The sequence below is a fragment of the Sinomonas terrae genome, from assembly GCF_022539255.1.
Classification (GTDB): domain Bacteria; phylum Actinomycetota; class Actinomycetes; order Actinomycetales; family Micrococcaceae; genus Sinomonas; species Sinomonas terrae.
In genome coordinates this window covers 4,082,277-4,107,706 of record NZ_JAKZBV010000001.1, presented here as the reverse complement: position 1 = coordinate 4,107,706, position 25,430 = coordinate 4,082,277, and the positions used below count along the sequence as shown (strand labels likewise).

26 protein-coding genes are annotated in these 25,430 nt (G+C 68.1%); 9 read left to right on the top strand and 17 right to left on the bottom strand.

Annotation, left to right across the window (positions count from 1 at the left end; all coding sequences use genetic code 11):
• Positions 1-81 precede the first annotated feature (81 nt).
• The 3 genes from L0M17_RS18995 to L0M17_RS18985 form a co-directional block, all read right to left on the bottom strand.
• On the bottom strand, positions 82-2,457 hold the full coding sequence (locus tag L0M17_RS18995; protein WP_241055946.1) for a glycoside hydrolase family 65 protein: 2,376 nt from the start codon (positions 2,455-2,457) through the stop codon (positions 82-84).
• 94 nt (positions 2,458-2,551) lie between these two features.
• Positions 2,552-3,283, bottom strand: a complete 732-nt coding sequence (locus tag L0M17_RS18990; RefSeq protein WP_241055945.1) for an HAD family hydrolase — start codon at positions 3,281-3,283, stop codon at positions 2,552-2,554.
• Positions 3,284-4,070: 787 nt separating this feature from the next.
• Positions 4,071-4,955, bottom strand: coding sequence for an HAD-IIA family hydrolase (locus tag L0M17_RS18985; protein WP_241055944.1), 885 nt, complete (start codon positions 4,953-4,955; stop codon positions 4,071-4,073).
• Between the two features lie 135 nt (positions 4,956-5,090).
• Between L0M17_RS18985 and L0M17_RS18980 the strand changes: the two genes are divergently transcribed.
• The 5 genes from L0M17_RS18980 to L0M17_RS18960 are packed head-to-tail and all read left to right on the top strand — an operon-like array spanning position 5,091 to position 8,894.
• Complete coding sequence (locus L0M17_RS18980; protein ID WP_241055943.1) at positions 5,091-5,498, top strand: TOBE domain-containing protein; 408 nt, start codon at positions 5,091-5,093, stop codon at positions 5,496-5,498.
• Positions 5,495-6,286, top strand: a complete 792-nt coding sequence (gene modA / locus L0M17_RS18975; protein WP_241055942.1) for a molybdate ABC transporter substrate-binding protein — start codon at positions 5,495-5,497, stop codon at positions 6,284-6,286. Before L0M17_RS18980 ends, modA begins: the two co-directional genes overlap by 4 nt.
• Positions 6,264-7,082 carry an ABC transporter permease gene (locus L0M17_RS18970; RefSeq protein ID WP_241055941.1) on the top strand — a complete coding sequence of 273 codons (819 nt, stop codon included), beginning with the start codon at positions 6,264-6,266 and terminating at the stop codon, positions 7,080-7,082. The genes modA and L0M17_RS18970 overlap by 23 nt, the downstream gene beginning before the upstream one ends.
• Positions 7,079-8,194 (top strand): sulfate/molybdate ABC transporter ATP-binding protein, encoded by a 1,116-nt coding sequence (locus L0M17_RS18965; protein WP_241055940.1) that lies wholly within the window; start codon positions 7,079-7,081, stop codon positions 8,192-8,194. The genes L0M17_RS18970 and L0M17_RS18965 overlap by 4 nt, the downstream gene beginning before the upstream one ends.
• A gap of 52 nt (positions 8,195-8,246) precedes the next feature.
• Positions 8,247-8,894, top strand: coding sequence for a TrmH family RNA methyltransferase (locus tag L0M17_RS18960; protein WP_241056510.1), 648 nt, complete (start codon positions 8,247-8,249; stop codon positions 8,892-8,894).
• Positions 8,895-9,140: 246 nt separating this feature from the next.
• On the opposite strand, the gene L0M17_RS18955 is transcribed toward L0M17_RS18960, so the two are convergent.
• The gene (locus L0M17_RS18955; protein WP_241055939.1) at positions 9,141-10,334 is read right to left on the bottom strand and encodes a TerC family protein; all 1,194 of its coding nucleotides are present in this window, start codon (positions 10,332-10,334) and stop codon (positions 9,141-9,143) included.
• Between the two features lie 310 nt (positions 10,335-10,644).
• On the opposite strand from L0M17_RS18955, the gene L0M17_RS18950 reads away from it, so the two are divergent.
• From L0M17_RS18950 to L0M17_RS18940, 3 genes are all read left to right on the top strand, one after another.
• Positions 10,645-12,636: a S53 family peptidase gene (locus tag L0M17_RS18950; RefSeq protein ID WP_241055938.1), complete on the top strand. Its 1,992-nt coding sequence runs from the start codon at positions 10,645-10,647 to the stop codon at positions 12,634-12,636.
• 233 nt (positions 12,637-12,869) lie between these two features.
• Positions 12,870-13,892, top strand: a complete 1,023-nt coding sequence (gene fbaA, locus L0M17_RS18945) for a class II fructose-bisphosphate aldolase (protein ID WP_241055937.1) — start codon at positions 12,870-12,872, stop codon at positions 13,890-13,892.
• Positions 13,893-13,912: 20 nt separating this feature from the next.
• Positions 13,913-14,341 carry a DUF3151 domain-containing protein gene (locus tag L0M17_RS18940; RefSeq protein ID WP_241055936.1) on the top strand — a complete coding sequence of 143 codons (429 nt, stop codon included), beginning with the start codon at positions 13,913-13,915 and terminating at the stop codon, positions 14,339-14,341.
• Between the two features lie 412 nt (positions 14,342-14,753).
• On the opposite strand, the gene L0M17_RS18935 is transcribed toward L0M17_RS18940, so the two are convergent.
• Entirely contained in the window at positions 14,754-15,419 is a 666-nt protein-coding gene (locus tag L0M17_RS18935) for a FadR/GntR family transcriptional regulator (RefSeq protein WP_241056509.1), read from the bottom strand.
• Positions 15,420-15,671: 252 nt separating this feature from the next.
• On the opposite strand from L0M17_RS18935, the gene L0M17_RS18930 reads away from it, so the two are divergent.
• Entirely contained in the window at positions 15,672-16,193 is a 522-nt protein-coding gene (locus L0M17_RS18930; protein ID WP_241055935.1) for a gluconokinase, read from the top strand.
• Here the strand turns inward: L0M17_RS18930 and L0M17_RS18925 are convergent.
• The 12 genes from L0M17_RS18925 to L0M17_RS18870 all read right to left on the bottom strand — a co-directional run bounded on the left by L0M17_RS18925 (position 16,190) and on the right by L0M17_RS18870 (position 24,985).
• Entirely contained in the window at positions 16,190-17,422 is a 1,233-nt protein-coding gene (locus L0M17_RS18925) for an NAD(P)/FAD-dependent oxidoreductase (protein ID WP_241055934.1), read from the bottom strand. The two genes, L0M17_RS18930 and L0M17_RS18925, sit on opposite strands and share 4 nt — an antisense overlap.
• Before the next feature lie 3 nt (positions 17,423-17,425).
• Complete coding sequence (locus L0M17_RS18920) at positions 17,426-17,785, bottom strand: non-heme iron oxygenase ferredoxin subunit (RefSeq protein ID WP_241055933.1); 360 nt, start codon at positions 17,783-17,785, stop codon at positions 17,426-17,428.
• A complete protein-coding gene (locus L0M17_RS18915) occupies positions 17,782-18,576 on the bottom strand; it encodes a GvpL/GvpF family gas vesicle protein (protein ID WP_241055932.1) in 795 nt (264 codons plus the stop codon). Before L0M17_RS18915 ends, L0M17_RS18920 begins: the two co-directional genes overlap by 4 nt.
• The gene (locus L0M17_RS18910) at positions 18,573-18,896 is read right to left on the bottom strand and encodes a gas vesicle protein K (RefSeq protein ID WP_241055931.1); all 324 of its coding nucleotides are present in this window, start codon (positions 18,894-18,896) and stop codon (positions 18,573-18,575) included. Before L0M17_RS18910 ends, L0M17_RS18915 begins: the two co-directional genes overlap by 4 nt.
• Positions 18,874-19,860: a gas vesicle protein gene (locus tag L0M17_RS18905; RefSeq protein ID WP_241055930.1), complete on the bottom strand. Its 987-nt coding sequence runs from the start codon at positions 19,858-19,860 to the stop codon at positions 18,874-18,876. The genes L0M17_RS18910 and L0M17_RS18905 overlap by 23 nt, the downstream gene beginning before the upstream one ends.
• 99 nt (positions 19,861-19,959) lie before the next feature.
• On the bottom strand, positions 19,960-20,610 hold the full coding sequence (gene gvpJ, locus L0M17_RS22565; protein WP_290427289.1) for a gas vesicle protein GvpJ: 651 nt from the start codon (positions 20,608-20,610) through the stop codon (positions 19,960-19,962).
• A 137-nt stretch (positions 20,611-20,747) separates the two neighbouring features.
• On the bottom strand, positions 20,748-21,440 hold the full coding sequence (gene gvpO / locus L0M17_RS18895; RefSeq protein WP_241055929.1) for a gas vesicle protein GvpO: 693 nt from the start codon (positions 21,438-21,440) through the stop codon (positions 20,748-20,750).
• The gene (locus L0M17_RS18890) at positions 21,440-21,688 is read right to left on the bottom strand and encodes a gas vesicle protein GvpG (protein WP_241055928.1); all 249 of its coding nucleotides are present in this window, start codon (positions 21,686-21,688) and stop codon (positions 21,440-21,442) included. The genes gvpO and L0M17_RS18890 overlap by 1 nt, the downstream gene beginning before the upstream one ends.
• Positions 21,688-22,437, bottom strand: coding sequence for a GvpL/GvpF family gas vesicle protein (locus L0M17_RS18885; RefSeq protein WP_241055927.1), 750 nt, complete (start codon positions 22,435-22,437; stop codon positions 21,688-21,690). The genes L0M17_RS18890 and L0M17_RS18885 overlap by 1 nt, the downstream gene beginning before the upstream one ends.
• A gap of 2 nt (positions 22,438-22,439) precedes the next feature.
• A complete protein-coding gene (gene gvpJ, locus L0M17_RS18880) occupies positions 22,440-22,850 on the bottom strand; it encodes a gas vesicle protein GvpJ (protein ID WP_241055926.1) in 411 nt (136 codons plus the stop codon).
• 67 nt (positions 22,851-22,917) lie between these two features.
• Positions 22,918-24,168, bottom strand: coding sequence for an SRPBCC family protein (locus L0M17_RS18875; protein WP_241055925.1), 1,251 nt, complete (start codon positions 24,166-24,168; stop codon positions 22,918-22,920).
• A gap of 28 nt (positions 24,169-24,196) precedes the next feature.
• Positions 24,197-24,985, bottom strand: a complete 789-nt coding sequence (locus tag L0M17_RS18870; RefSeq protein WP_241055924.1) for a hypothetical protein — start codon at positions 24,983-24,985, stop codon at positions 24,197-24,199.
• Positions 24,986-25,430 lie beyond the last annotated feature (445 nt).

The window sequence follows — 25,430 nt, the reverse complement described above, 5'->3', positions numbered from 1 at the left end:
CGACGGGAAGTGAGTCGTTAGACGGCCGCGGAGCGGACGACGGCGGGTGCTGGCCGTCGTCGTCCGCCGGATTCCGCCCGCTCAGGACAGCGAAGACAGCGCGCTCAGCCCGGCGGTCGGGAACGGCCGCGGGAAGACGCTCGGCTGAGGGGCCGGGGGTTCCCCGAGCTCGACCGCGACGGGCTCTGAGCCGACCTCGACGATCCCGCCGCGCACGCTCACGTCGAGGGGATCGCCGGCATCGACCTGAAGCTCGAGCTGCCCTGGTGTGAGCCGCGCCCGCAGCGAACGGCCTTGGAGCTGCAGCCGGAACTCGAGGCTCTCCCAGTCCTCGGGGAGTCGCGGGTCGAAGTACGGCAGCGGGCCCTGGTCGCGGAAGCCGGCGAAGCCGTTCACGAGCGCGGCCCATACCCCGCCCGCTGAGGCCGTGTGGACGCCGTCGATCGTGTTCTCGTGCAGGTTGTCGAGGTCGATGAAGGCGGCCGTGTTGAAGTGCCGCACTGCCTCAGGGGTGTAGCCGACCTCGGCCGCCATGATGCCCTGGACGCAGGCCGAGAGCGTCGAGTCCCCGGTGGTGATCGGGTCGTAGAAGTCGAAGGCCCTCTGCTTCTCCTCCGCAGTGAAGTCCTGCCACTGAAGGAGCATGGCGAGCACTGCGTCCGCCTGCTTGAGGACCTGGTGGCGGTAGATCACGAGCGGGTGGAAATGCAGGAGCAGCGGGTACTGCGACCGGGGCGTCTCCCAGTCCCACGGCTCGAGCGTCATGAAGTCGTTGTCCTGCGCGTGAACCCGCATGTCCGGGTCGTAGGGCAGGGCCATGCGCTCCGCGATGTGCGACCACAGGAGCCGCTCGGTCTCGGAGACCGCCGGATGGGCCAGCGACGCGGCGGCGCGCAGATTGAAGCGGGCCATCACGTTCGTGTACAGGTTGTCGTTCACGACCGCCGTGTACTCGTCCGGGCCCGTGACGCCGTGGATGTGGAACTGGCCGTTCTTGCCGAAGAAGCCGAGCGAGGCCCACATGCGGGCAGTCTCGATGAGCAGGTCGCCGCCTTCGCCCCCGAGGAACTCCTGGTCGCCGCTCGCCCAGGCGTAGCGCGCCGCGGCGTACGCGATGGCCGCATTGATGTGGAACTGGGCCGTGCCCGCGGCGTAGTAGGCGCTCGCCTCCTGCCCGTTGATGGTGCGCCACGGGAAGAGGACGCCGTCAACGTTGAGTTCCGACGCGCGTGCCGCGGCCGCAGGCAGCATCTCGTGGCGGAACTTCAGGACCTGCCGGGCCGCCTCCGGGTCCGTGTACGTGAGGTAGGGCAGGACGTAGATTTCCTGGTCCCAGAAGTAGTGGCCCTCGTATCCCGAGCCGGTGACCCCCTTCGCGGGAACGCCGGCAACACCCGCATGCGAGGTCGCCTGGGCGAGCTGGAAGAGGTTCCAGCGCACGGCCTGCTGGAGCTCGGGCGGGCCGCCGATCGTGATGTCCGCGGCGGCCCAGTAGCGCTCGAAGCGGGTCTTGCTCTCCTCGAGGAGCTCTTCGAAGGTGCGAAGCGAGGCGGCGGCGGCCTCCGTGAGGGCATTCACGCAGCCAGTCGGCTCGAGGGCGTCGCCCGCGAGATCGGGCGCGTTCTGGGCGCCGACGGCGTAGCTCACGCGCTTTTCGAGACGGAAGGTCTCGTGCGGGTCGATCGGCAGGACGTAGCGGACACTCCCGCGATCCGCCTCGGCCTCGGTCGAGAAAGGCGGCATGGGCGTGTTTGCGACGTGGTCGACGGCGACCGCGACGTGCTGCCGCGAGGCGACAGTGGTCCACGCGAGGCGCAGGTTCCCGTTCGCGCCCTCCGCGAGGGCCGAGTCGAGGACGCGGCCGGCGTGCCGACCGGCGCGGCGCGGGTCGTGGTCCGAGTGGTCATCGCGCGGCTGGTCCTGGCGATTGACGACGACGGACGCCACGTCCGCGACGATCCGGCGGTCCGCACTGATCTCGAGTTCGATGCCGAGGCTCGCGCGCGTGGCCGCGCCGACCACCCGGCGCTCGCGGGTCGTGACGCGCGCGCCGGACATGCACTGCCACACGATCGTGCACTCGTACACGCCGGTCCGGAAGTCGAGCCGTCGTTGGAAGTCCCCGACTTGGGAGGTGGCGAGGCTCAGCTGTTCGCCGTCCACCCGCACGACCGTCTCGTGGGCGTCCGGGACGTAGAGGATGCGCTGGCCCTGCTTGGCGAAGCCGTAGGCGCTCTCCGCGTGGCGGATGTCGAACGTCTCGTGGAACCCGTTGAGAAACGTGCCGGGCAGTGCGCCGTCCGCTTCCGCCATGTGCGCTCCGCGGATCCCGAGATGCCCATTGCCGAGGCTGAAGAGCGTCTCGAGCGTTCCCTCAGTGCCGGGAACGTGGCTCGTCTCGACAAGGGCCCACTCGTCGAGCGGGAAGCGGTGACGGTCTGCGGTCACAAGGGTCATAGGGTTGCCGTTTCTGAATGGGGGATGGGCCGGCTGGTTGGCATCCGGTCCGCAGGAGTGGGTCTGTCCAGGCGGGGTTTTGTGCAGGCGGGGGCTAGATGAGCTCGGCGAGGTCGTCGACGACGTAGGTCGCGCCAGCCGCCTTCAGGACCTCGGATCCGGCCCCGCGGTTCACTGCGACGACCGCACGGAACCCACCGGCCGCTCCGGCTTGGACGCCCGAGACGGCGTCCTCGACGACGATACACGCCGAGCGCTGGGCGCCGAGCAGCTCCGCGGCGCGGACGAACGTCGAGGGGTCCGGCTTTCCCGGCAGGCCCTCGCGAGCCGCCACCGCGCCGTCGACCACTATCGGGAAGGCACCCGCAAGGCCCGCCGCCCGCAGCACGGCGGGCGCGTTGCGGGACGAGGAGACGACGGCGAGCCTGACCCCACGCTCCTGAGCCGCCTCGACGAGGCGCACGGAACCGGGGTAAGGATCGACGCCCTCGGTCTCAATGATGGTGTTGAAGAGGCGATTCTTGCGGTTGCCGAGGCCCTGGACTGTCTCGTGGGCGGCGTCGTCGTCATCGGGGCCCTCAGGAAGGGTGATGCCACGCGACGCCAGGAAATCTCGGACCCCGTCGAAGCGCGGCTTGCCGTCAATGTGGTCGAAGTAGTCGGCGTCGGCATAGGCGGGACCGCGGCCGGCGGCCGTCAGGTATTCCTCGAAGAGGCGGCGCCACGCGAGCTCGTGGACGACCGCAGTGGGCGTGAGAACCCCGTCGAGATCAAAGAGCAGGGCCTCGGTGCCGGTCCAGATATCCAGCTTGGTCTGGGACAGCATCGGCATTGTCCTTACGTGGTTCAGCGCCGGGAGCGGCGGGTTTTCTTGCGTTCAGTGAGCTTGTGGGCCCCGACGCCCGCAAGAGTGTAAGCAGGTGATGCAAGCGTTTACAAGGTCGCCGGGGGAAGCCCTCTCACGATCGTCCCGTCAGGCATGAGAAACGGCCCGCTCCGAGCAAGGTACACGTTGCTTGCAACCGTTGTCGCGGTGGCGAGGAGTGGGACCGCCCACAGCGCAACGGGGGTGTCCCGGAGGAGGATAGCCGCCGCAAACGGAACCACGAGCCACGACGCAAAGCCGACCGAGGCTGTGGGCAGATCCGTCCAAACCCGGCGGCTGATCTGGCCGAGCCGAACCGACAGGAGCGTGCCCGCCGCCAACAGGGCCGTTGAGCTACTCACCGTTACCAACAGAGGGAGCGGCGGGGTGAACCCCAGCATTAGCACAAGCGCCCCGAGACCAGACGAGAGGAAGGTCCAATAGCCGGCAATCTTTCGCCTCTGAATGTCTGATTCCATGTGAATCGGATATCCGTCCCGTGCTTGTCGTCAGGGCAACGTCTCAATTCCCCTGATCTTGTCCCTTGGGGACGCACATCGCGTCCTTGGGAGAGATCTAGTCGACAAGTATCTTCTGGAGCAATCGCGTGCCGCGATGAAGCGCCGCCGCTCCCTGCGAGAGCGCACCTTTCGTCCGAGGGCGCACCTCTAGAGCGGTTGCGAGGTGCGCTCTCGCATGAAACGTACGCTCTCGGGACAAACGTGCGCCTTCGGACGGGCTGCCTGGGTCAGAGTTGCTTCAGCAGCTCCGCGACCGAGCTCACGACCTGGTTCGGGCGGAAGGGGAACGTCTGGATGTCGTGCTGCTGGGTGATGCCGGAGAGAACGAGGACGGTGTGCAGCCCGGCCTCCATGCCTGCGACGATGTCGGTGTCCATGCGGTCGCCGATCATTGCCGTTGTCTCGGAGTGGGCATCGATCTGGTTCATCGCCGAGCGGAACATCATGGGGTTGGGCTTCCCGATCGTGTAGGGCTCGCGCCCCGTGGCCTTCGTGATGAGGGCGGCGATGGCGCCGGTGGCGGGCAGGACGCCCTCCTTCGAAGGGCCAGTCGCGTCGGGGTTGGTAGCGATGAACCGCGCACCGTCGACGATGAGCCGGATCGCCGTCGTGATGGCGTTGAACGAGTAGGTGCGGGTTTCGCCGAGCACCACGTAGTCCGGGTCCTGGTCGGTGAGGATCATGCCCGCCTCGTGGAGCGCCGTCGTGAGCCCCGCCTCGCCGATACAGTAGACGCGCGCCCCTGGCATCTGATCCTTGATGAAGACCGCCGTCGCGAGCGCCGAGGTCCAGATGTTCTCCTCGGGGATCGAGAGCCCGGAGCCCCGGAGGCGGGCGGCGAGGTCGCGCGGCGTGAAGATCGAGTTGTTCGTCAGGACGAGGAAGCGCCGGGACGTGTCGACCCAACGCTGGATGAGTTCGGGAGCGCCGGGAATCGGGTGGTTCTCATGGACGAGCACGCCGTCCATGTCGGTCAGCCAGCACTCGATCTCCTCGCCGCTGCGGTACACGACCTTGCTTCCAGCCGGGGCGGGGGTGGGAATCGTGTCGGTGTCGGGCGGGGTCGCGAGGGAGCCGTCGCGCTCGGCGGTCGTGGATGTGGAGTCGGCCATGGTTCCTCCTGATGGGGGACGGTCTGCGTCCAGTCTTCCACCTCGCTTCCGAGCCCGGGCAATGAGTTTCCACACAGGCGCAGATGCGGAATTGAATAGCTTCTGCTTCCGCATCTGCGCCTTTAGACTCGTCGCATGCCACTCCTCCGTATAGCCGAGGCCGCCAGCCTCCTCGGCGTGAGCGACGACACCGTGCGGCGCTGGGTCGACTCCGGCGTCCTCACCGCCACGAAGGACGCCTCCGGACGCTCCGCGGTCGACGGCGCCGAACTCGCGGACCTCGCCCGCCGACAGGCGACGACGCCGCGTGACGCGAGCGGCGTGGCTCGCTCCGCGCGGAACAGTTTCGTCGGCCTCGTGACGAGCGTGATCGAGGACCGCGTCATGGCCCAGGTCGAGCTGCAGTGCGGCCCGTACCGCGTCGTCTCGCTCATGAGCTCGGAAGCCGTCCGGGAGCTCGGGCTTGAGCCGGGCAGCGTCGCGACCGCGGTCGTGAAGGCCACGACCGTCATCGTCGAAACCAGCGGGGGGAAAGTCTCATGAAGGCTCTGCTGAATCAAGCTCTGGGGGCGGCCGGCGTCGTCCTCGCCTTGGCGCTCACGGCGTGCGGGGGGACGACGACGGCAGGCGGCAGTGCGTCGTCGTCCGCCTCCTCGGGGGGTACCCTCACGGTCTTCGCCGCCGCCTCGCTCACGGCCACGTTCACCGAACTCGGCCACGACTTCGAGGCTGCCCATCCGGGCTCGAAGGTGAACTTCAACTTCGGCGGATCCTCCGACCTCGTCTCCCAGCTCCAGAACGGCGCGCCAGCGGACGTCTTCGCGTCCGCGGACCAGACGAACATGACCAAGGCGACCAACGCCGGTCTCGCCGCCGGCACCCCGCAGGTCTTCGCGACGAACGTGCTCGAGATCGCGGTCCCGCCGTCGAACCCCGCCGGGATCCACACGTTCCAAGACCTCACGAAGGCAGGTGTGCGGCTCGTGGTCTGCGCCCAGCAGGTGCCGTGCGGGAGCGCGGCGCAGAAGGCGGCGAAGGCTGCGGGTCTCACCCTCAAGCCCGTGAGCGAAGAGCAATCCGTCACCGACGTCCTCGGCAAGGTCATCTCGGGCGACGCCGACGCTGGGCTCGTGTACGTCACGGACGTCAAGGGCGCGGGCAGCAAGGTGAGCGGAGTGGCTTTTCCGGAATCGTCGGCGGCGGTCAACAGCTACCCGATCGTGGCGCTCAAGGATTCCAAGAACGCCGCCCTCGCCCAGGAGTTCGTCGATTTCGTCCGCGGGGCTCAGGGGCAGAAGGTGCTCGGCGATGCCGGCTTCGGCGCGCCCTGAGCCGCGCGGATACTCCGGCCTCCCGCGCTGGATCTACCTACCAGCCGCGCTCGGGGTCCTGTTCGTTCTGGTGCCCCTGGCCGGGATGCTCACGCGCGTCGACTGGCTGCACTTCATCCCGCTCATCACGTCCGACTCGTCACTCGCCGCGCTCCGCCTGAGCCTCGAGACGGCCGTTGCGAGCACGGCAGCGTGCCTCGTCCTCGGTGTCCCGATGGCCCTCGTGCTCGCGCGGGGGCCCGTCCGCGGGCGGCGTTGGCTTCGCGCCCTCGTGCTGCTGCCGCTCGTCCTGCCGCCCGTCGTCGGCGGCCTCGCGCTCCTCTATACGTTCGGGCGGCTCGGGCTTGTCGGCCAGTGGCTCGACATCGTCGGCGTGCAGCTCGCGTTCACGACCCTGGCCGTCGTCATGGCGCAGACGTTCGTTTCGCTGCCGTTCCTCGTGGTGAGCCTCGAAGGGGCTCTCCGGACCGCCGGAGGGCGGTATGAAGCCGTCGCGGCGACTCTCGGCGCCGCGCCGACGCATGTGTTCTGGCGAGTGACGCTCCCCCTCGTGGCGCCGGGCCTCGCGTCCGGGCTCGTGCTCTCGTTCGCGCGGAGCCTCGGCGAGTTCGGGGCCACGCTGACCTTCGCGGGCAGCCTCGAAGGCGTCACGCGCACCCTCCCGCTCGAGGTCTACCTCCAGCGCGAGGTCGATCCCGACGCCGCGGTTGCCCTCGCGCTTGTGCTCGTCGTGGTGGCTGCCCTCGTCGTCGGCGTCGCGTACGGGCGCCGCTTGGCCGGGGCGGTCTCGGCGTGAGCTTCCGGCTGGAGGCAGCGATCGGGGAGCGGGGGTTCGACGCGGCGCTCGAAGTGCAGGACGGCGAGACGGTCGCTGTCCTCGGGCCCAACGGTGCGGGGAAGTCGACGCTCTTCGCGCTCGCCGCGGGCCTGCTCCGGGCAGACTCCGGACGTGCCGTGCTGGACGGGCGCGTGCTGTTCGACGACGGCGCGTGGGTCCCGCCGCACGCCCGCGGCGTCGCGCTCCTCGCCCAAGAGCCGCTGTTGTTCCCCCACCTGAACGTCGTCGACAACGTCGCCTTCGGCCCGCGCGCGTCGGGCGCTTCGCGGCGTGCGGCGCGTGCGGCGGCCGAGCGTTGGCTCGGCGAGGTCGACGCCGTCGAGCTCGCCGAGAGGCGCCCCGCCCAGCTCTCGGGCGGCCAGGCTCAGCGGGTCGCCATTGCCCGGGCCCTCGCCGCCGAGCCCCAGCTCCTCCTGCTCGACGAGCCCTTTGCGGCGCTCGACGTCGCCGTCGCCCCCGCGCTGCGGCGCCTCCTGAGGCGCGTGCTCGCCGAGCGCACCGCGGTGCTCATCACCCACGAGGCCCTCGACGCTCACATGCTGGCAGACCGTGTCGTTGTGCTCGAGGCCGGCCGTGTCGTGGAGGAGGGGCCGACGGCGGAGCTGCTCGAGCGCCCACGGAGCCGCTTCGCCGCCGGGCTCGCCGGGCTCAACTTCCTTGAGGGGCGAACGATGGCGCCCGGTCGGCTCCGGGTCGAGGGCCTGGGTGAGGTGTTCGGCGTGGAGCCCTCGGAGACGGAGGCTGCGGAGGAGGGAGAAGTTGGGCTGGCGGGAGAAGTTGCGCTGGCGGGGGAGCGTGCGGGCGAGGAGGCAGTCGCGGTTTTCCGGCCCGCCGACGTCTCCGTCTATCGCCCTTCAGAGGTTCCGCACGGTTCGCCCCGGAACGCTTGGCGCGCCGTCATCGAGGAACTCGAACCCCGCGGCCCGCAGGTACGCGTTCACGCCGCGGCCCTCCGCACCACCATCGTTGCCGATCTGACTCCAGCGGCAGCCGCCGAGCTCGACCTCGGGCCGGGCTCCGCCGTCGTACTCGTGGCCAAGGCCGCGGCGGTGACGGTGTACTCGGCATAGACGGTGTACTCGGCATAAGGGAGCTGCTTCCCTCCTCTACGCTGGTCCGGTGATGCACGAGGGCGAGGGCGGAGAGCGCGAAGTCGAGGTCGGAGTCGGGCCGTGGGAGGGCACCTGGCCCGAGGGCGACCACTGGGATCACGATCTCCTGGCCCAAGGCGACCGCCGAAACGTCCTCGACCAGTACCGCTACTGGAAGCACGAGGCGATCGTCGCCGAGCTGGACACCCGTCGGCACGAGTTCCACGTCGCGATCGAGAACTGGCAGCACGATCTCAACATTGGCACGGTTGTACGGACCGCGAACGCGTTCCTCGCCAAAGAGGTCCACATCATCGGACGACGGCGTTGGAACCGTCGGGGCGCGATGGTCACCGACCGCTACCAGCACGTCCGGCACCACGCGACGGTCAACGAGTTCGTGGAGTGGGCGCGGTCGGAGGATCTGGTGATCCTCGGCGTCGACATCTTCCCGGATTCCGTGCCGCTCGAGACGTTCGACCTGCCGCGTCGGTGCGTCCTCGTCTTCGGCCAGGAGGGTCCGGGCCTCACACCCGAGGTCCACGCCGCCGCCGAGGCAACGCTCTCGATCGAGCAGTTCGGCTCGACCCGCTCGATCAATGCGGCCTCAGCAGCGGCGATCGCAATGCACGCATGGATCCGGCGGCACGTCTTCGGCCAACTTCCGAACGCTGGCTGAGGGTGGCTGGGGTTGGCTGGGGCTGGCTGGGGGCTGGCTGAAGCTGGCTGGGGTTGGCGAGAGCCGCGCCTTCCCCCCGATGTTTCGGGTACAGATAATCGCCCTCTCTGGCCTCTCGGGTACGCCAACTCGCTCGTCCGGAGTGGGGCCGCCTTCGAGGGCGAGGTTCGCGTACCCGAAGTCTCCTATGTGATGAGTTGGTGTACCCGAAACGCTTACGGAATTCTCGGGGCGGAAGGCTCCTGTTCAGCCTGCCGTTCGCAAATACTCCGCATGGCGCGCCTGTGCCTCGCGGACCTTCGCTCGGATCGCCTCGACGTCCTTCGCCTTGTCCCGGTACTTCTTGTCCATCTTCTCGATGGCCGTGACCTCGTCCGTGAGGTCCTGGTAGACGCGCTCGCGTTCGGCAGGGTCCGCGGTGTACCCGAGATCGAGGTAGCTCTCGGCGTGCCGACGGGCATTGTTGATTGCGGTCTGCGCCTTTCCGGCCGGGCTCACTAGAGACGCGACGATCGTGACCGCGAGGACGCCGATGATGACGGCGAGTGAGAGGCCCGTGGTCACCTCGAAGACCTGAACATGGTGGCCGCCGTTGATGAACGGGAGCGTGTTCTCGTGCAGCGCGTGGAGCACCAGCTTGGCCCCGATGAACGCGAGGATCGCCGCGAGGCCGAACGAGAGGTAGATGAGGCGGTCGAGCAGACCGTCGAGGAGGAAGAAGAGCTGCCGGAGGCCCATGAGCGAGAACGCGGTCGCCGTGAACACGATGTAGGCGTTCTGGGTCAGGCCGAAGATCGCGGGGATCGAGTCGAGCGCGAACAGGACGTCCGTTCCGCCGATGGCCACCATGACAAGGAGCATCGGCGTGAGGACGCGCTTGCCGTTCTCGACCGTGAAGAGCTTGTCGCCGTCGTAATTCTCCGAGGTGTGGAAGAACTTTCGTGCCAATCGGACGATGACGTTGTCCGCTTCCTCTTCCCCGTGGCTCTCGGGCTTGAGCAGATGTCCCGCCGTGATGAGGAGGATCGCCCCGAAGACATAGAAGATCCAGGCGAAGCTGTTGATGAGTGCGACGCCGAGGAAGATGAACACCGTCCGCGCGATGAGCGCGAAGACGATTCCGAACAGCAGGACCTTCTGCTGGTCCTCCCGCGGGACACGGAAGCTCGCGAGGATCACAAGGAACACGAAGAGGTTGTCGACGGAGAGCGCCTTCTCCGTGATGAAGCCGGCGAAGTACTGACCGCCCATCTCCGTACCGCCGAGGACGAGGACGACGACGCCGAACAGTACCGCGGCGCCGACGTAGGCGGCGGACCAGAGGGCTGCTTCGCGAAGGGTCGGCGCGTGTGCCTTGCGGATGTGGAAGAAGTAGTCGAAGGCCAGAAGGGCCAGGATCACGAGGATCGTGATGGTCCAGACGAGGGGGGAGATGGACATGGAGTCCCTTTCGCAAGGTAGGCGTGACCGCCACAAGTCTTTCCACCCGTCGGCCGGACGTTTCGTCCTTCTGACAGGCCGCCGCACCCGGCCAGGCTCCCGTGCCCGACGTGTTGACGTGTGCGGCGCGTTGGATACTCCCCTGCGCGACTTCAAGCCTACCGGGCGCGCTGCCGATCCCCAATTCACAGGAAATTCACAAACTCACAGAAAACTCTCAGCTATTCGTCTCTCCCTGCAAAGGTTGTTTCACAACTAGTGTCGCTCCCAGCCGAGACATTCACGCCAGTCTCGGGACGGGAGAAGATCCATGCCTGAACATCAACGGTCCCCTCGACTTTCGCTCCGCGTCTTCGCGCTCGCTGCGGCCGTCACCTGCGTCGCAGGCCTCGGAACCGCAGCCTCCGCCGTCGCCTCGCCGCCCAGCCCCCCGCCGTCGCACTCCAAGGCGTATCCGGGCTCCGTCCCGCCCTGGGCCGGCTCGCGGACGAAGACCGGCAACCCGCTCAGCAACACGACGGTGGAGGGTGAGATCTACCTCAACCTCCGCAACCTTGCGGGTGCGAAGGCCACGGCCGACGGGGTATCGACACCGGGCAGCGCGAGCTATGGGCAATACCTCACACCCCAGCAGTGGATCGACACCTACGCCCCGACCCAGGCCTCCTTCGATGCGACCGTTAACTGGCTCAAGTCGCAGGGCATGGCCATCACCGGCACTCCGCAGAGCCGGCTCTACGTCGTCTTCCGGGGCACCGTCGCCCAGATCAACGCGGCATTCAGTACCAGCGAGCAGAATTACAGCTTCGATGGCCAGACCCTCATCGGCCCCGCCAGCGCCCCCTCGGTTCCCGCGGAACTCGGCGACGCGATCCAAGGCATTTCGATCGATCAGGGCAAGCTCCTGACCCATCCCACGAACGCGACGCCGAATTCGGGCGAGGCCGCCCCCGCGGCAAGCAAGCCGATCCAACCGCCGCTCAACGTTCCCTGCTCTGACTACTGGGGCCAGAAGACCGCCACGCTTCCCGAGGCCTACGGGACAACGAGCTTCCCGACCAATATCTGCGGCTACACGCCCGCCCAGCTTCAGGGTGCCTACGGGATCTCGCCTGCGGGCACGGTGAACGCGACGGCTGGCGCCGGCCAGAAGGTCGCCATCATCGACGCCTACGCTTCGCCGACGATTGTCCAGGACACCAATACCTGGTCGGCCGCGAGTGGGGTCCCACAGCTCGCGGCCGACCAGTACCAGCAGATCGTCCCCGACTCGCGGATGTTCCTCGACAAGGCTCTGTGCCAAGAGCCGAGTGGCTGGCAGGGCGAGCAGACGCTTGACGTGGAGGCCGTCCACGGTATGGCTCCTGCCGCCAACATCCTCTACGTCGGCGGCAACAACTGCGGCGGCGGCCTCGACCTGGCCATGTCGACCATCCTCGACAGCCACCTCGCCAACATTGTCTCCAACAGCTACGGCAACACAGGCGAAGCGCTCCCCGCGAACACGCTCATGGGCGAGCAGAACATCCACCTTCAGGCGGCGGCGGAAGGCATCGGCCTCTACTTCTCGAGCGGCGACTCAGGGGACGAGGTGGCCAACCTCGGGTACGCTTCGCCGGACTTCGCGGCCAGCTCGCCCTACGTCACCGCGGTCGGTGGCACTAGCCTCGCGGTTGGCCAAGATGGCAGCTATCTCTTCGAGACAGGCTGGGGAACGGCGCGCCAGCGCGTGGTCCAGGATTCAACCGGCCAGCTCGTCTACGCCGGCTCGCTCCCGGGCCCGTTCCGCTTCGGCGCTGGCGGTGGCACGAGCGCCGTCTTCGCCCAGCCTGCATATCAGGTAGGCACGGTTCCGGCGTCGCTCGCCCAGGGCCACCGCGTCTCGCCGGATGTCTCGTCCCTCGCTGACCCGTACACCGGCTACCGCATCGGCTACAGCCCGATCACGAACGACAACGTCCTCAAGACCGGTTCCTTCGGCTTCGAGGGCATCGGTGGCACGTCGCTCGCCTGCCCGCTGACCGCCGCCCAGATGGCGGTCGCCCAGGGCTCCTCGGGGAAGGTCATCGGCTTCGCCAATCCGGCAATCTACACCGCGGCGGCCGCGGGTGGCGCCCAGCGCGACGTCGTCCCACCGGCTCACGAGAAGGCGGTCGCCTTCTCGAGCACGGTCAGCGGCAACACCTACCTCGTCGGGATGAACCACGATTCGTCGCTGTTCACCGCCCCCGGCTACGACGACGTCACCGGCGTCGGCAGCATGACCGAGGGCTTCGCTCAGCAGGTGGCCGCGCTGCACTAGCGGCCACTCACAAGGCCTGCTCTTCCCTTGGGGGAGCGGATGGGAGGACGACGGCGGCGCGTGGGGCGCCGTCGTCGTCCTTGCTTTTGCAGGCCTCAGATGTCCCTGCGACGGCGGCCGCGCTGTCATCTGCCGGTCGGCACATCACTGCCGCGGCGCCTCTCGCTAGGATGTGAAGTGGCCAGCACACCGCCGCGCAGTTTTGCCGCACGGACCTGAATCGAGGAGATTCCATGCCTATCGCCACCCCTGAGAAGTACGTCGAGATGATCGATGCCGCCAAGAACGGCGGCTACGCGTTCCCGGCGGTCAACGTCACCTCGTCCCAGACGCTCAACGCGGCGATCCGCGGCTTCGCCGAGGCCGGTTCCGACGGGATCGTGCAGGTCTCCACCGGTGGCGCCGCTTACTGGTCGGGCGCGTCCGTGAAGGACATGGTCGCCGGCTCGCTCGGCTTCGCGGCGTTCGCGCGCGAGGTCGCGAAGAACTACGACGTCAACATCGCCCTGCACACCGACCACTGCCCGAAGGACAAGCTCGACGGCTTCGTCCTGCCGCTCCTCGCGGCGTCCGAGGCCGAGGTCAAGGCGGGCCGGAATCCGCTGTTCAACTCGCACATGTGGGACGGCTCGGCCGAGACGCTCGAGGAGAACCTTCGTGTCGCGAAGGACCTCCTGGCGCGGACGTCCGCCGCCAAGATGATCCTCGAGGTCGAGATCGGCGCGGTTGGCGGCGAGGAGGACGGCGTCGAGAACGCGATCAACGAGAAGCTGTACTCGAGCGTGTCCGACGGCCTCGCGACCGTCGAGGCGCTCGGCGCCGGCGAGAACGGCCGCTACATCACCGCCCTCACGTTCGGCAACGTCCACGGCGTCTACAAGCCGGGCAACGTCAAGCTCCGCCCCGAGATCCTCAAGGAGATCCAGGCCGAGGTCGGCGCGAAGATCGGCAAGGACAACCCGTTCGACCTCGTGTTCCACGGCGGCTCGGGCTCGACCGAGCAGGAGATCGCGGACGCCGTCTCGTTCGGCGTCATCAAGATGAACATCGACACCGACACGCAGTATGCCTTCACCCGCCCCGTGGCCGGCCACATGTTCAAGAACTACGACGGCGTGCTCAAGGTCGATGGCGAGGTCGGCAACAAGAAGACCTACGACCCGCGCGTGTGGGGCGCCTCGGCCGAGGCCGGCATGGCGGCACGTGTCGTCGAGGCCGCGCAGCAGCTCGGCTCCGAGGGCAAGTCCATCAAGTAGCCCAGTGCCGGAGGACCAGAATGAGTGACGAATTCCGCACCAACCTCCTCGGCCCGGAGCCCACTCTGCTCCCGGCCGAGACGGAGGTGTACCAGGGGCTCGCGACCGGCCACTCCGCGCGCGACCTCGTGGTGAAGCACCCGGAGTCCTCGCTGCTGTGGGCGCTCCTCTCCGAGGAGGCCTGGGCCGGCGGTAAGACGGTCGAGGCGTACGCGTTCGCACGGGTCGGCTACCACCGCGGCCTCGACGCCCTCCGGCGGAACGGCTGGCGCGGCGCCGGTTCCGTCCCGTGGGAGCATGAGCCGAACCAGGGGTTCCTCCGGGCGCTGTACGATCTCGGGCGCGCCTCCTCCGCCATCGGGGAGGACGGCGAGCCCGAGCGAATCGAGAAGTTCCTCGATGAATCGGACCCGACAGCGAAGGCAGCGATCCAGAAACTGGGCCACTGACCGTTTCGGGTACGGATACTCCCGCCCCTGATCGTTTCGGGTACGGATAATCCCGCTCCTGATCGTTTCGGGTACAGATACTCCCGCCTGAACGGGTTTCGGGTACGACGACGGAGGGCGCCTTCTCCACCGAAGGCGCCCTCCGTCGTCGTGCGCTTCAGCAAAAGCGGAGGCCCACCAACAATGCAGCCCCAAGGCCGGGCCCAGCGAGGAGGTATCTCGCTGCCAGGCCGAGAGCCAGAAACACCCAGAAGGCCACTTCGCAACTGATCAACCACGGAGAGGGGCCGCCTTAAGTGGCGGCGACGAGACACTTGCGCGTTTCTGTACCCGAGTTGCTGGTGGGGCTTGGTTTCTGTACCCGAAACGAGAAGGGTGGGCCGAGGAGCGGTTGGGGTGGGGGTGGGGTGGGTCAGGGGGCTAGGTGGAGGGCCGTTCGGACCTCGTGGAGGACCTGGCGCATGGCGGATTCGGCCCCCGCCGCGTTCCCGTCGGCGATCGCCTTCGCCACCAACCGATGCGCCTCGAGCGCCTCCTCGCGAGGGTGGAACGGCATGAGCCCCTGCCGGGTCCTGCTCGTGAGCACCTCGGAGACCATTCCGTCGAGCGCCGCGAACATCTCGTTTCCGCTGCTGCGCAGGATGAGCCGGTGGAACGCGATATCGGCCGCGAGGAAGGCCTCGAGGTCGCCGACCTCGCCGAGTCGCGCGAGTTCGACCGCCACGCGCAGGAGCTCCGTGCGTTGGGAGCCGCTCGCACGCCGCGCGGCGCCTGCGGCTGCGACAGGTTCGGCAGCGATGCGGAGCTCGGTCAGCGACGCGTACTGCTCGTCGCGCCGCTCCGAGGCCAGGCGCCACCGCACGAGCTGCGGATCGTAGACGTTCCACTGCGACGCGTCCTGCACCACGATCCCGACCCGACGCCGCGAGGTCACGAGGTTCATCGTCTCGAGCACGCGCATCGTGTCCCGGGCAACGGTGCGAGAGACGCCGTGCTCGCGTTGGAGCTCCTCGAGAGTGAGGCGATGGCCGGGCGTATAGCGGCCCGAGGCGATGGCTTCTCCGATGGAGTCGAGCATCCGGCGGTGGAGGCCGATGGCGTCGGAGGAGGTTGACGACGGCGGGGCGAGCCGCGCGTCGTCGGACGCGGCCTTGAGGCCGGGGCCGCCGTCGTCGTTCGCCTGGGGAGTCGTCATCGGTCTCGACCTTTCGCGTGAGTAGTCTCACGTAAAAGTATTACCTATTTCACGCAATGGTGCTATCTTTGAGGGGCGGCGCGTGCCGCATTGGCGCTTCTTCGGAAGCCAACGACGTCTTCTGCGGAGGTAGCAATGGAATCCCTGCATGTCGTGGTCATGGGTGTGGCCGGAGCGGGCAAGACGACTGTGTCGGCCGCGCTCGCCGATCGTCTGGGCTGGGTTCTGGCCGAGGCCGACGAGTTCCACCCCCAGGCGAACGTCGACAAGATGGCGAGCGGCGTACCCCTTACCGACGAGGACCGCTGGCCCTGGCTCCGCAGCATTCGCGACTGGATGACCACTCAGGCCTCCGTGGGACGGAGCACCGTCCTGACCTGCTCGGCGCTCAAGCGCAGCTACCGCAGGCTGCTCACCCAGGCGGACGGCCACGTCGTCTTTGCGCATCTCGACGGCTCTCCCGAGCTCCTCGCAGAGCGGATGGCCAGCCGTAGCGGCCACTTCATGCCGACCGGCCTTCTCCCGAGCCAGCTCTCCACGCTCGAGCCGCTCACCGCAGACGAATACGCGAACGGAAGCCTGCGTCTGGACATCTCGCATTCCCCTGAGAGCCTCGTCAACGCGATCCAGGCGACGCTCCACTTGCCCGTCGCTTAGGGCACGAGCTTTCGCGGAGGGACGCTCGGGTCGGCGAGGGCGGCCGGGTCCGGTGTGAGGCCGCGGTCCATGATCCGGCGCGCGGCGCGGATCAGGAGGGGGAGGTCGACGGCGGCGGCACCGAGGAGGTGCCCGTCGTCGGCAAGCAGAAATGCAGCCTGGGGGACGCCGTCGGCCTCTCGCAAGATGACGCGACCACCGAAGCGCCCATCGAGCGTGCCGACCGCCTCGACGTGCACCCCATAGCGGTCCAACCAGAACCAGGGAGCACCGAAGGCCGGAGGCGGTTCACCCAGCATTCCTGCCGCTGCCGCTTGACCCGAGCGCACGGCCGCCTCCCAATGCTCGGCTCGGCGGGTGAGCGTTCCGTCGGGGCGGCGGAGGCGTGAGACGTCGCCGGCCGCGAAGACGGTGGGGTTTGAGGTCGCTCCCGAGGCGTCGACGAGCACTCCGTCGTCGACCTCGATTCCGGCGGCAGCCGCGAGGGCGGCATCGGGCACGATCCCGATCCCAGCCACGACAGCATCGGCGGCCACGGCGGAACCGTCCGCCAGCCGCAGGAGGCGAGCGCCGCCGCCGTCGGACGCTGAAATCTCGACGGGAATGGACGCGATGGTGCGGACCCCGTGCTGGCCGTGCATCGCGTGGAGCCGCCGTGCAAGCGCCTCGCCGACGGCAGGGACGAGCGGCGGGTCGATCGGGTCGATGAGCGTCACCTCTGCCCCGAAGCCGACGGCGGCCGAGGTGACCTCCGCCCCGATGAGCCCGGCGCCGACGACGACGACGCGTGCCCCCGGCGCGAGGGCGTCCCGGAGAGCGTCCGCATCTGCCCGGTCGCGCAGCGTGAGCGCGAGCTCCCCGCCGGGAACGGCGAGGGGGCGAGGCCGGGCGCCGGTAGCGATCAGGACGCGATCGGCGCTGAGAAGCCCGCCGTCGCCCAGCTCGACGGAGGCCTCCGAGGGGCGAAGCGCGACAGCCCGCTCAGCGAGAACGTCGACGGCGTGCTCGGCGTACCAGGCCTCGGGCACAAGCGCGATCTTCGCGGCGTCCTCGGTGCCGAGCAGATACCCCTTGCTGAGCGGCGGCCGGTCATACGGCAGGCCCTCGGGGGAGAGGAGCGTCAGCGCGCCGTCGTACCCCCGGGTGCGCAGCTCGCTCGCGGCGCTGAAGGCGGCCACGCCTCCGCCGAGGATGACGATTCGACGCGGGGCGTCAAGGTTCGAAGACACGCCTCAGTCTGCGGTGCGGGCCGCGTCGTCGGCGTCGACGCCCGGGTAGAGGACGACGCGCCCCTCCTCAACGGCGACTTTGTGCGTGCGCGCATCGACGGTGGCGGGCAGGCAGAGGACCTTGCCGGTTCGGAGGTTGAAGCTCGAGGAATGCAGCGGGCACTCGACCGTGTCGCCCTCGATCCAGCCCTCCGCGAGCGATGCCTCCTCATGGGTGCACGTATCGTTGAGCGCGAAGAAGCAGCCGGATTCGGTGCGGAAGACAGCGATCGGTTCGTCGAAACCGGAATCCTCGGGCTCAACGACCTTGGCCGTGCCCTCCTCGATCTCGTCCGGGCTGCCGACGTCGATTCCCTCACTCATGCAGTCCACTCTACCGACGGCAGATCGGGCACATCGGCGAAGGAGAACGGGGGCCATGGCCCGAGGAACGCTACACGAACGCCCGGCTCCTCGGCCTCGATGTCCGCGAGTTCGGCACCGAGTTGCGGAATGTCTCCCTCGTCTGCGAGGACGGCGACGTTCAGCACCGTGACGCAGCCCTCCGGCGGGTGGCCCCGGACGTTCTCGGTGAGATCCCGCGAGAGCTGGGCGAGCCGGCGCCGGTACTCGGGGTACAGGCGGTCGGCAACCTCCTCCGCGGTGGCCCTGCGGAGGGACTCGAGCCGCCTCCGGAGCAGCCGCTGAACCCCGGGCGGCCGCTCCCGCATGTGCTCCTCGAGCTCGTGCACCTCGCCGCTGCCGCTGCCCGTCGCGTCCTCACGGAGCGATATTTCGACGCGCAGTTCGACGAGCCCCCGAAGGGCCTCGAGGCGCCGCGCGAGGGCAGGGGCCGAGCGGTTGAGCCATTCGACCAGCCGCTCCTCCGCGGAAGCGCCGTCCCCCGGCGAGACGATGACGTTGAATCCCATGGGCAGCACGCGCTTCGTTGCCGCCCAGCACCGCTCGACGACCTCCCCGTGTTCGAGGACGCGGCGCTCCGCGGCCTCGTCCGAGCCGCTGTACGGCGGTTCAGTATGGCGATGCACGACGGCGGCGACCGCCTCGCGCGCTGGGACGAGTTCGAGGGCAGCCCCGTCGATGCCGCGACCCAACGACGTTTGGTCGGTCTCCGCGGGGACGATCGCGTAGACGTACAGGCCCTCTGCGCTCACCCGAGTTCCCCCCGGGCCTCGCCCCAGCGTCCGGGATTCGTGACCTTGTCCACGAGGTCCACGACAATGTCGTCCAAACCCCGGCGGAGCTCCTCGACCGACTCGTCGATGCCGTGATCGCGTTTGAGCTGCGCCATTGCTTCGTCGAGTTCGAGGAGCGCGTTGCCGAGCCGATCCTGCTCCTCGTCCGTGAGCGAACCGCCCTCGATGCGCCGCACCGCCTGTGCCTCGAGCGCCTCCTGGATGACTTCGACGAGCGTCACGACGAGGGTCAGCACCCCATTCTTGAGGTTGTCCTCATCTATCCTGAGCGTGCTCACGGCCCACCTCCTCGGGGATCAACTGCTCGAGCCAATGGCTCCACCGATCCGGCTGGGCGGCCGCGAGGCGGACCACGCCCAGCCGGGTGTCCAAGGCGAGGGCCTCGAGGCCCTCGGGTGCGTCTGCGCCTTCCGGAGCCTCGCCGGCCCGGACCGCAAGAACGTCCGACGGCGGCACCCTCACCGCCGGGCGGCGGTCGCCGTCGCCACGCCACGTGAAGCCGGCACTCCGGTCGCAGCGGCCGATTCCCCGACGCCACACGGCGCCGGCGGAACGGGTCTCGGCGAACCAGAGTTCGCCCTCGCCCACGATCGTGTCTGGCTGATCGCCGGCGGGGGCCGGCTCGTCTCGGGTCGGTTCGCTCCGGGCCCCTTCGTTGAGGACGCTTGGGGCCTTCGGGTCGCTTGGGTCCGCTGTACTGCCTGCAGGGGCATTCGACTGGGACGCACGCGTTCGCTCGAACAGCTCCCGAAGCCGATCGGGCCTCGCGGCTGTGAGGCGAGACGTGGCGCCGTCGTCCATCATGACGACGAGGCGCTGTGCCTCCTCGCCACCGACCGTCCGCTCCCTCACGATCCCGATGTGAGCTATCACGTCGATCGGCGCCTGCCACAGGACGGCGGAGGGCTCGCTGCGGTGAACGAGGAGCCGTTGCGTCGTGAGGAACACGGTCCCGGGCTGCCACACGCCGTTCGGCGGCTCGTCCCGGAACGCAGACCCAGGCATGCGCGTAACGATCTCCTCGTGTTCGCCGAGGTCAAGGCCGGACGGAAGGGACCGGCGCGCCCATGCACGCGTACGCTCGTCCCAGTCGTCCATCATCCCGTACTCGAGCATCGTCTCCATGCCCCCAAGCACAGCCCGCAGGCTGATCCCGATGAGCGGTACCTCGGCCACCGTGACGATAGCGTCGAGGTCGAGGTACACGCCCTTGTTGAGGAGCACGTCGAGGAGCCCGGACAACGTCGCTTCCTGGTCGCGGCGTGGTGTCAGGGGAGTGCGCGCTGAGTGCTTGGACCCTTGGCCATTCCGCAGAGGGCGATCAGGGGAATCGGCGGCCATTCAGCCCTCGGTCCCGTCGCCGTCGTCGCCCTTGGCCACCCGCCGCTGGCGCGGCTTGTTGGGCTGGCCGCCGCCGTCGGGCGTCTGGCCGCCGCCGCCTTGAAGCGCGAGCGCGCTCCGCCACCCGCACCACGGGCAGAACTCGTAGAGCAGCTGATCCACCGGAGCGCTCTTGCCGCACTGAGGGCAGGTCTCCTTCTGCTCCATTGCGTTGTCCCACGCGGAGGTGTTGCGGTTCGTCCCCATCGGAAAGTCGAGGCCGTAGCGCGCGGCCGTCTCGAGAGAGGCGAGCGCCGCCCGGATGCGGATCCCCAGGAGCTCGACCCCGGCCAGCGAGACCGTGATGTCCGCATTGATGACGAGGCCCTTGTCGAGGAGGGTCTCGATGACGTGTTCGAGCGTTCCCTCGCGGCTCCGCTCAGGCTGGAGGGGTTGGCGCGACGCCGGACGCTGTGGGTAGGGCGCCGAGGCTTGGCCTCGCGTCGAGTAGGGGACGACGTCGGAGCGCGCGCCCGAGGCGGAAGCGGTCTCGCGCGGCGACCCCGACTCACGCGCGGAGCCGGTTTCACGGGGGGTGTTGCGCGCAGAGGAACTCTCGCCCGCGCTGGGCACGGACTGCCGGCCCTCGGAGCTTTCGCCTTCGCTGCTCATCCGGTTGATTCCGCCTGCCTGGTTACGCTGACTCCCACTCTTCTCTGACTCGTTATTGCTGATTCAGGACTGGCTGTGGCTGTCAAACCATTTGCCGCCGGTCAATCCGCGTTTTGGGCGCTATCCGCGCCGCTTAGTTACTTGCCGCTCGGCCGGCCCCTCTGATAGCGCGGGCCCCGAGAGTAGCCGACGAGCTCCCCCTGAGGATCTACTTCCACAGAATACTCGGCCATGATGTCGGCCGAATCGGGGAAATGAGCGCTTTCAACCACCTCGAGAATCACGGTGAGGTTGCCGTTCTCGTTGCGGTACATACCGACGACGGCCTCGATGTCGCGAGTCGTGAGCTGTTGGAGCTGCGCGACCGCGCTCTGGGCCAGACGGGTCGTGCTCAGGCCCTTCCGCGCGGGCCGCTCTTGCTCCTGCTCGTCCTGCTCCTGCTCCTGCTCGCGATCCTGGTCGTCATGCTGGTCGCGGTCCTCGTCGGGCTCGTGCTCGCGCTCGTCCTGGTCGTCGCGCTCGCGGTCCTCGTCGCGCCTCCGCTGCTCCGCGTCGTCAGGCCGGCGCTTGCGCGGAGCCCCAGCACGCTCTGGGCGCTCGTCCGACGACTCGCGGCGGCGCGGTTGTTCGTCACGCTGCTCCCGGTCACGCTGCTCCCGCTCCTCGGGCTTGGGGCGAGGGCGCGTGGGCCGGTCGCCCGGCGGCCTCGTTCGGCGGGGTGCCTCCTCGCGGTCCCGATCACGCTCGCGCGGTGCCTCCTCGCGGTCCCGACCACGCTCGCGCGGTGCCTCGCTGCGGCGCGGCGCCGCTCGCTGCTCTTCGTCTGCCATCAGCCGCCCTCCCGTCGTCGGGCGTTACCCTCCAGGAGGCGGGCCACGAGCTCCCGCTCGAGATCCGCCGCCTCCTCTTCGGAAATGCTGCCCTCGTCCCGCGCCGCTGCCACCGCTTGAAGCTCGCGCCGGATCGTGCCCGGGTCGTAGTACTGGCGTTCGGCTTCCTCCTGCAGACGCTCAGCGACCCAGACGACACCGCGCGCCGGAGCCAGCGGCAGCCCGAAGAGACCCGAGATGAGACCCATCAGACCTCCCCGGTGAAGTCGTAGGGCGCCTGCGGTCCGATCAGGCGGAAGGTGAGCCGGCCCGCACCCTCCCGAGCGAGCGCCTCGGCCGTCTCTTCGAACTCGGCCTGACGCGGCCGTTCGACGAGCACCGCGAGATCGAGGACATCCTCAGCCTGGCTGGCCTCGCGCTCGACGGTCTCTTTGGCAAGAGGCTCGAGAGCAGACCGGATGCGGGGAGCCTCTTCGGCGGCCTTGCGCTGAAGCCCCTGGACGATGAGTTCCCCGAGTCGGATCCGCTCGTTGCGGGTCTCGTCCTCCGAGGTCCCCGAGATCGCCTCTCGGAGCGAGGCGATCTCGGGTTCCTCGTTGATGAGCTCTGCGAGGACCGCGTCGCGGACGAACCGAGCCTGCAGGGAGAACTGGGCGGCGTCCCCGATGCGCCGCAGGTTCTCCTCGTACAGGCCGTACTGCGGATCGAGGACTTCGTCCGTGAGCGTCTCGGCATTCGGGACGACCGTTCCGAAGACCATCGGCAGGACGGGCGCCGTCGCGGCGATGCGGTCCAGGACCGAGCTGTGCGCCATGAGGTCATCCGGGGTGCCGATCGTCTCCGGATCGGCGAGCGGGGAGACGAGTGCCGCGTGCGCATCGGAAGGAACGGTCACGATTTCTTCGCCCCGGAGACCCGTGAGCCGAGGAATCTCGGCTTCGGCAGGGACGACGCCGTAGACGTAGAGGTTCATGGAAATCTCGGATGCGCTCTCCATTCCTACCCTTCATCCCTCCGCCGGCGAGACGGACGCGCTTCTTCCTTGTCGTCGTCGTCCTTGTCCTTGTCCTTGTCCCCGACGAGTGCGTCCTTCACCCCGCCGATCACGCCCTTGGTCTTGCCGTGGGAGCCGCCCTCGGACATATCGTTGATCATGTCGGGCAGGCCCTTGCCGCCTTGCTGCGTGAGGTCGAGGCGGTTCGTGGCCTCGGCGAAACGCAGGTACGTGTCCACGCTCGCGATCACGATCCTTGCGTCGATCGTGAGGACCTCGATGCCGACGAGTGATACGCGCACGTAGGCGTCGATCACAAGGCCCTTGTCGAGGATGACGTTGAGAACGTCGGCGAGGGAACTGGAATGCGGGCGGTCGAGGTAACCACCTCGTGGCTGCATGGCCGTGCTGCTCATGAATCCGCTCCTAGCTTGGCTCTAGCGGGAAGAGTGGGTTTGGACATCATCGATTTCGGGAGGCTGTTCATCGGCGCCCCCGACTACCCGACGGTTCACGGCTCTGACCGGCATCCCGGCCGTCCGCCTCGTCCTTGGGCTCTTCTTCACCCTCGTCGTCGTATTCGTCCTCGGGCTCTTCTTCCTCACCCTCGTCTTCGTCCTCGTCTTCGCCTTCGTCGTACTCGTCGTCGTATTCGTCCTCAGGTTCTTCCTCACCCTCGGACTGCTCGCCTTCACCCTCCTCTTCGTCCTCGTCGTCGTATTCGTCCTCGGGCTCGGACTCTTCCTCGCCCTCGTCGCTGGCTTCGCCCTGGTCTTCCTGGCCTTCGCCCTCTTCGGGCTCCTCTTCTTCGCCTCGCTGCTGGTCCTCTTCGGGCTCCTGTTCCTCGGCCCGCTGCCGGTCCTCGTCGGCTTGGCGCTGCTCCTCCTCCACGACCTCGTCGTGCGTGCGCACGATCTCGCTGTCACGGATTTCGCCGCGCCAGCCTTCGACGTCGTCGGGATTGAGGATCGTCGAGGTCATGACGTGCCGGACATACCGTTTGAGCTCGACACGGACGCGCCTGCCTACGGCGCGCCAGATCTGGGCGGTCTTCTCAAAGAATCCCTGAGGGTAATATTCGACGACTGCACAGATCTTGGTCAGCTGCGGCCCGTATTCGTGGAAAGTGACCGCGCCATCAAGGTGGCCCTTTGGGCCTTTGGACTTCCAGATGATCCGGCTGTCGGGGACCATCTCCTTGATCTGGGATTCCCACGTGCGATGGGAGAGGAATACCTGGCCTTTGAAGGAGACCTTTCCCTCGTCCTCATTGTGCTCGACGTTTTCGACTTTCTTCATGAAGTCGGACCATTCTTCGAACTCGGTCCACTGGTTGTAGGCCACCCTCACGGGAACGCCCACGTCGACCCATTCGACAATGTTCACGAGCTTCTGACGGCGGCTGCCGCGGCCGCCCCCACCTGTGAGGGCTTTGGCGCCGGCCACGACCTTGTCCTTCACGCCCGAGAGTGCCCCACCGACCGCGCCGAGGGCCGGGCTCTTGCCCTTCACCTTCGCCTTGATGCCCTCCTGGACCGCCTTGTCCTTGATGCTCGGTCCCGAGGACTTCCCATCGGTGAAGTCGCTGAGCTTGTCGGTGATGCCCTCGACCCTGTCGCTGACCTTGCCGATGCCATTGTTCACGAGCGAGGACGCGAAGCTTCCTGCCGCGTCCTTCAGGCCGCCCAGACCGATCTTGTCGGTCAGGGTGCCGGAGTCTGCCTTTGCCTCCATGGCGTCTCTCCTAACGACGACGACAGATCTATTCGGACGATGGCTTCCCAGAGGAACGGCCGGACGACGTCGCGCGGCGGGGAGCGCTGCGACGCTCGCCACCGGGGCGCTGCCCTGAGGGACGGGGCTGGGCCGGGCGTTGGACTCGCTTCTGGCCGCCCGAGCCGCCTTGGCGGGCAGCCGGTTGCTCAGGCTCTTCCTCGGGCTCTTCTTCCTCGTCCTCGGAGCCCTGATCCTCGTCCTCCGGCTCTTGTTCCTCGCCTTCGTCCTCGGATTCCTGGTCCTCGTCGTATTCGTCCTCGGCGTACTCGCCCTCGTCGTATTGGTCCTCGGGCTCTTCGCCCTCGGCCTCTCCCTGGGGAGACTCCTGCTCCGGCGTCTCCTCCTCGGGCTCTTCCTCTTCGCCCTTGCGACCCTTGGGCCGCTTGCGGAGAGCGGCGGTAGCGAGGCCTGCCGCTGATCCGACCCTCTGCCCGACGCCTCGGGTCGCCTTTCCGGCGGTCTCCTGGGCTGAGCCAGCTGCCTGACCGGCCGTCTCCTGTGCGGTACCAGCCGCTCGACCAGCTGCCTCCTTCGGTGCCCTGAGCTTTTCGGCGCGGTTCTGCAGGTTCTCGCTGAGGGATCCGACCCCCTTGGCTGCGGCAGAGATGGCCGCGCCCCGTGCCGCCTGCGCGAGGGTTCCAGTGATCTGGTCCACTAGGCGCTTGGCTTCGGGAGACGAGTCCAAGGCCTTCGTAGCCTTGCCGATGATGTCTCCGCGGTGGGTCATGAGCTGTCGGCCTCCGAGGGCCCCGGCCACCGTGATGGCCAGCTTCATTTTCCTTGTCCTACCGAGCAGGTAGCCGCCAAGCAATACGGCCACCAATTTCGCCCTTCCGTCCACGGGAGCCTCCGTCCGTGTTAAGGCTGCATTCAGATATGTATTTGCTCCGTCCCAGAGCGGCGGCTCGCGGTGAGTCGGGGCTCCGAAGCGGAGCGATGCGCCGGAAAGCAAAAGGGCCTATCCAGCGTGACCTCACGATCCCACAGGGCCTCGCTGCTCGCTAGGGTGCAAAGCGAGCCGAGGATCCTGATGAGCCTCGCGTGCATGGACCCCCGTTACCCGCGCACAGCGAGCCAAACCATGGGAATTCTGGCGCGAAGAGTATGGACTTTTACAGAAGCTGGGCTTAAGCGGCGCTGCAGTTCCACGTCCGCTCAGAACGCGTTTCGGGTACGCCAACTCCCCCCAGGAACGCTCTCGGGTACGCCAACTCGCCCCA